This is a genomic window from Curtobacterium sp. B8, assembly GCF_000333315.1.
Lineage (GTDB): Bacteria > Actinomycetota > Actinomycetes > Actinomycetales > Microbacteriaceae > Curtobacterium > Curtobacterium luteum.
Window position 1 is genome coordinate 1 of the sequence record NZ_BACW01000489.1, and the last position, 6041, is coordinate 6041.

The 6041-nt window shown below is 70.8% G+C and carries 5 protein-coding genes; 4 read left to right on the forward strand and 1 reads right to left on the reverse strand.

Annotated elements, in window-relative coordinates; genetic code table 11:
- The coding region (locus I59_RS23920; protein WP_187289823.1) for an NAD-binding protein at positions 1–107 on the reverse strand (107 nt) is incomplete at its 3' end.
- Positions 108–232: 125 nt separating this feature from the next.
- On the opposite strand from I59_RS23920, the gene I59_RS12580 reads away from it, so the two are divergent.
- From I59_RS12580 to opgC, 4 genes are all read left to right on the forward strand, one after another.
- On the forward strand, positions 233–961 hold the full coding sequence (locus I59_RS12580) for a TetR/AcrR family transcriptional regulator (protein ID WP_022904167.1): 729 nt from the start codon (positions 233–235) through the stop codon (positions 959–961).
- Between the two features lie 207 nt (positions 962–1168).
- On the forward strand, positions 1169–3127 hold the full coding sequence (locus tag I59_RS12585) for a glycosyltransferase (RefSeq protein WP_042726717.1): 1959 nt from the start codon (positions 1169–1171) through the stop codon (positions 3125–3127).
- Positions 3124–3531, forward strand: coding sequence for an ATP-binding protein (locus tag I59_RS22900; protein WP_022904169.1), 408 nt, complete (start codon positions 3124–3126; stop codon positions 3529–3531). The genes I59_RS12585 and I59_RS22900 overlap by 4 nt, the downstream gene beginning before the upstream one ends.
- On the forward strand, positions 3528–6023 hold the full coding sequence (opgC, locus tag I59_RS12595; protein ID WP_022904170.1) for an OpgC domain-containing protein: 2496 nt from the start codon (positions 3528–3530) through the stop codon (positions 6021–6023). Before I59_RS22900 ends, opgC begins: the two co-directional genes overlap by 4 nt.
- Positions 6024–6041 lie beyond the last annotated feature (18 nt).

A 6041-nucleotide genomic window follows, 5' to 3' on the forward strand; every position in this document is an offset into this window, starting at 1 on the left:
GCGTCCGAGCGGGTGGCGACGGTGACGTCGGCGCCGCGCTCCGCGAGGACGGCGGCGACGTGCCGGCCCACCGGGCCGGCTCCGATGACGAGGTGACGGTCGGACATGGGTTCCTCCTGGGTCTGATTCGGAGAGCGGTGCTCTCGCAGGAGCAGTCTGCACTGCGGAGGGGTCAATTGCAAGAGCGGTGCTCTCGTTTGTGTGCAGTGCTCTCGTGTGGCACGGTGGGGGCATGCAGACGAAGCAGCCGACCGCCCGTGCGCTCGCGCGCGAGGCCGTGCACGCGAGCATCCTGGCTGCGGCCCGTGCACGGCTCACCGAGGAGGGCCCGAGCCAACTCGCCCTCCGCGCGGTCGCACGGGACGTCGGCATGGTGTCCTCCGCCGTGTACCGGTACTTCGCGAGCCGCGACGACCTGCTGACGGCGCTCCTCGTCCTCGACTACGACGAGCTCGGCGCCGCGGTCGAGGCCGCGGACGCCGCCGTCGACCGCGCCGACGTCGCCGGTCGCTGGGCAGCCGCATGCCGGGCGATCCGGACGTGGGCGGTCGCCCACCCGGGCGACTTCGCCCTGCTCTACGGGTCGCCGGTCCCCGGCTACGTCGCCCCGCCGTCGACCATCGAACCCGCGTCGCGGACGACGCACGTGCTCATCCAGGTGGTCGCGGACGCGTGGACGGACGGGAGGCACGGGGCGCGTCCGGCTCCGGCCTCGCCTCCTGACGGGCTCCCGTCCGCCATCGGGGATGCCGTCGCGTACGTGCGGGAACGGGGTGTCGCCCCGGACCTCCCGGACGAACTCGTGCTGCGGATCCTGATGGCGTGGACGACCGTGTTCGGGGTGGTGTCGTTCGAGCTCTTCGGCCACACGGTCGGCGCGGTCTCGGACGGCGCGGTCTACTTCGACCACGTCGTGGCCCGGCTGGCGGACGACCTCGGCATCACCGCCCGGCGTCCCTGACCGGCCGCTCGGCGCGGTCGTCCCGATCCGCAGCGGGTGTCGGCTGACACCGGAGTGCTCCCTGCGGTAGACAGTCCTGTACGTGACCACTCACCAGGTCGCGCCATCAGGGGTGGACCACCTCCCGAGGGAAGGACGTGGATGAGCGCGCTCGACGCCAGCCGGCAGGACCGGCGGCGACTCGCCACCGGGACGCCGCGTCGACGGATGATCGCCGTCCGCACCGTCGCCCTGCTCGCGTCCCTCGCGGGCGTGAACTACATCGTCTGGCGGTGGGCGGCCTCGGTGAACTGGCACTCGTGGTGGATCGCCGTGCCGCTCATCCTCGCCGAGACCTACAGCGTCATCGACTCGCTGCTCTTCGCGTTCGGGGCGTGGCGGCTCCGTGAGCGCGGCGAGCCGCCGACGCCGCCCGGGGACCACGTCACCGTCGACGTCTTCATCACCACGTACAACGAGCCGGTCGACCTCGTCCTCCGCACCGCCCGCGCCGCGAAGGCCATCCGGCACCCGCACTCCACGTGGATCCTCGACGACGGCAACCGTCCGGAGATGCGCGAGGCGGCCCAGTCGCTCGGCATCGGCATCATCACCCGCGGCGCCGACTGGGTGGACCGTCCGCGGCACGCCAAGGCCGGGAACCTCAACAACGCGCTGCTCGCGACGCAGGGGGAGTTCCTGCTCATCCTCGACGCCGACCAGGTGCCGGACCCGGCGATCCTCGACCGGACGCTCGGGTACTTCAAGGACGACCGGATGGCGCTCGTGCAGACGCCGCAGTGGTTCGAGAACGTGCCGAAGGAGGACCTCCTCGGCAGTCAGGCGCCCCTGTTCTACGGCCCGATCCAGCAGTCGAAGGACGGCTGGAACGCCGCGTTCTTCTGCGGGTCGAACGCGATCCTCCGGCGCGAGGCGCTCATGCAGCTCGGCGTCACCCGGTACGTGCGCGAAGTCGAGGCGTCCGTGCAGCGCACGATCACGACCTCACGGCAGCTCCTCGCCCGCGCCCGCGAGACCGAGACGGACCCCCGCGTGCTCGAGGCGCTCGCCGAGGCGGAGGCGGTGGTCGACCGCGCCCGCGACCAGGTGGCGAGCGGCGAGCCCCTCGGGGACGTGACCTACGCGTTCCAGCGCGGGATCGACACGATCTCGTTCCGGTTCGCCGCGGCCGACCTCGAGTCCGTCCGGAACGACCTGCAGGAGCTCGCGGCGATGTCCGACGAGCCGGACACGTTCGCCGGACTCGACGACGCCGCGCTCGACGTGCTCGGGCGGCGTGACGCCTCGCCGGTCGCCGCCATCGAGTCGATCGCGGTGCTCGCCCGTGCCCTCGACGTGAACCGCGACGACGAGGCGCAGCCGATCATGCCCCTCGCGACGATCTCGGTCACCGAGGACATGGCGACCGCGATGCGACTGCACGGCCTGGGGTGGAAGTCGGCGTACCACGACGAGATCCTCGCCACCGGGCTCGCCCCGGACGACCTCCCGACGATGCTCGTGCAGCGCCTCCGCTGGGCACAGGGCACGATGCAGGTGTTCTTCCGCGAGAACCCGCTCGTGCAGAAGGGCCTGTCGTGGGGGCAGCGGCTCATGTACTTCTCGACGATGTGGAGCTACCTCTCCGGCTTCGCGGCGATCGTCTACATCGCGGCCCCGGTGCTCTGCCTGTCGTTCGGAGTGGTGCCGGTCCAGGCGTACAGCGTCGACTTCTTCGCCCGGCTCATCCCGTTCCTCGTGCTCAACCAGCTGCTCTTCTGGGTCGTGGCCGCCGGCCGGCCGACGTGGCGCGGCCAGCAGTACTCGCTGGCGCTCTTCCCGGTGTGGATCGAGTCGGTGACGAGCGCGTTCGAGAACGTGTTCCGCGGCAAGCCGCTCGGCTTCCGGGTCACTCCGAAGGTCCGCGACGAGTCCGACCAGAAGCCGCGGTGGGACCTCGTCAAGCCGCAGCTGTTCGCGATGGGTGCCCTCGTGGCCGCCCTCGTGATGATCGCCATCCGGTACGCCACCGGACAGGCCGACGGCATCGCACCGCTCGTGAACACCGCCTGGGTCGTCTTCGACCTGTTCATCTTCAGCATCGTCATCCGGGCCGTGCTCTACCGGGCGCCGGTCTTCACCCCGCCCGTCGCGCACGAGTCGAGCACCGTGGGAGGTCCCCTGTGAGCACGTCGTCGTTCGAGGTCGAGGCGACGGTCGAGTCGCTCGACGTCGTCCAGGACCACTTCGCCCGGTGGTGGGACGGCCTCGGGATCGACGACCCCGCCCTCCGCTTCAAGCTCGAGACGGCGCTCGCGGAGATCGCCGCGAACATCGTCGAGCACACCCGGCGGACCGACCGCGAAGCCGGCAGGCGCTACACGGTCGACCTCGACGCCACCGACCAGGAACTCACCGCCGTGCTGACGGACAACGGCCGCCCGGCCGACGTCGACCTCGGCGCGGTCACGATGGCCGACGTGCACGAGGAGAGTGGCCGCGGTCTGGCGCTGGCGATCGCCGCGCTCGACCGGCTCGAGCACCGTCACGAGCACGGCCGCAACGTGTGGACCCTGGTGTGCGAACGGTGAGGCGTGTCCTCGCACTCCTCGTCGTCGTCGCCACGCTGGTCCTCGGCGGCGCGCTGCCCGCCTCGGCGACCACCGCCGCGGAGGACACCCCGGCCGGACCGGCCTCCGGCGAGCGCTGGTTCGGGCCCGACCTCGACTGGGGCGACGACGCACCGGACGGGTACGCGGGCCGGCTCGGCGCCGTGCCGTCGATGTACGGCGTCGAGATCGACTACCCGATCGGTCGCACAGCCGAGCGCGAGCTCCTCCGCTCCACCCGGGCGGCGGCGGCACAGGGCGCCGTGCTCGTGGTGAGCCTCGAGCCCGACCAGGAGCTGTCGACCCTGACCACGGCCGATGCCCGGAAGGCGAACCGGCTGCTCGAGCAGGTCCACGCCCAGTACGGCACGAAGGTGCTGCTCCGCTACGCACCGCAGATGAACGGCACGTGGGTGTCGTGGGGGCAGCAGCCAACGGACTACGTCCGCACCTTCCGTGCCCTGGCGACCCAGGTGCACGACGGCTCGTCAGACGCCGCGATGGTGTGGGCTCCGTCGTACGGTGCGGGGTACCCGTTCGGCGAGTCCGCCGGCCGTCTCCGTGACCTGTCCGCGACGGACGTGCAGGCCGTCGACACGAACGGCGACGGCGAGCTCACCGCGGCGGACGACCCGTACGAGCCGTACTGGCCCGGCGCCGCGAGCGTCGACTGGGTCGGGCTGTCGATGTTCTCGTTCGGCAAGGGCAAGGCCACGCAGGCCGCCGGCCGCGACGTCCCGCTCACCCGGAACGACGCCCCGGAAGCCGGTGAGGTGCAGGCCCGGTTCGACGAGACCTGGGGCTACCAGCAGCCCGTCGCCGCCGGCACGTTCTACGACCGGTTCGCGAAGGACCGTGACCTGCCGATGCTCCTCGACACGGGCGCGCTGTTCGACCACTCGCTCCGCGGCGACGCCGAGCTCACCGTGAAGCAGGGCTGGTGGCGGCAGGTCATCGCCGCGCTCGACGACAAACCGCTCGTCGAGGGCGTCACCTTCCTCGAGACGAACCGCCGCGAGCCCGAGGCCGGCAACCGCGTCGCCGACTGGCGCGACACCGCGGTGCCGGGCATCGCCGGGTCCTTCCGGACCGACCTCGAACGCGCGGGCGACTTCGTCTCCGGCCCCGTCACCGAGCGCGTGACGCCGCAGGACGGCGCCGCGGCGACGAACCAGCAGTACGACACCGGCGGCGACCAGATGGCGTGGATCGTCTGGTTGGCGGTGGGTCTGGCCGCGGTGTTCCTCCTCAGCGGCCTGTTCGGTCGGCTCGTCCCGAGCTGGCGCTACCCGGACGACGGCAAGCCCGGACGCGACCTCCGGCTCGACCTGTTCCGCGGCTTCATCATCCTCGCCGTGGTGATCACCCACATCGAGATCGGCGGACCGTACTCGTACATCACGCTGCACGCGGTCGGCGCGATCACCGGTGCCGAGATGTTCGTGTTCCTCTCCGGCATGGTCCTCGGCATGACGTACCCGTTCGCGATCAAGAAGTTCGGCGAGTGGGCCGCGGCGGTCGGCGCGTGGAAGCGCGCCCGGAAGCAGTACCTCGTGACCCTCGCGGTGATCCTCGTGGTCTTCGCGCTGAGCTTCGTGCCGTTCCTGAACACCGACGCCATCACGACCTTCACCGACCGGGGGACCGGCACCGGCGGGGTCGGGGCGGAGGGCCGCGTGTACGACCTCTACCCGAACGCGATGCAGCTGCTGGCCTACCCGCCGCCGTGGTTCGCGATCCGGCAGTTCCTGCTGCTCGAGATGGGCCCCTGGCCGTTCAACATCATGGGCCTGTTCGTGGTGCTGAGCCTGTTCATCCCGCTGTTCATGTGGGTGATCCGGCGTGGGTTCTGGTGGGCGCTCCTCATCGTCAGCTGGGCGCTGTACGTCTACCAGGCGCTCAACCCGGAGTTCCGTCCGCTGAACTCGCAGTTCGAGGCGGTCTTCCCCCTGCTCACCTGGCAGGTCGTGTTCACCCACGGCCTCGTCCTCGGCGTGTACCGGCGGCAGATCGTCGGCGCGCTGACCGGTCGGCTCGGGAAGGTGCTCGTCGGGGTCGGGATGGTCGGCTACGCGCTGTTCCTCGTCTACGTGTGGGCGGGCAACCAGTTCGGGTTCACGCCCGCGCCGTTCCCCGCGACGATGTACGACCAGCTCTACAACACCGCGTACCAGCGCGTCGACCTGCAGTGGGGGCGACTGGTCGACATCGCGTTCTTCGCCGTCGTGTCCTACGCGATCCTCACCGTGTTCTGGAAGCCGATCGCAGCGGCCATCGGGTGGCTGTGGATCCCGCTCGGGCAGGCGAGCCTCTACGTGTTCGTGTGGCAGGTCTTCTTCGCGCTCGCCATCGCGTCGATCCCCGGCGTCGACTGGTTCAACGGGTGGATCGGCTTCGCTGCGCACACGGCGCTCATCCTGCTGGGCTGGTACATGGTGCGGAAGAAAGTCCTGTTCTCGGTCATCCCGCGCTGAGCGTCGCTGACGCGCGCC

Excerpts from the sequence above, each read along its gene's own strand:
- I59_RS12580 (WP_022904167.1), top strand. The coding sequence starts at position 233 with ATGCAGACGAAGCAGCCGACCGCCCGTGCGCTCGCGCGCGAGGCCGTG.
- I59_RS12585 (WP_042726717.1), top strand. The coding sequence starts at position 1,169 with ATGATCGCCGTCCGCACCGTCGCCCTGCTCGCGTCCCTCGCGGGCGTG.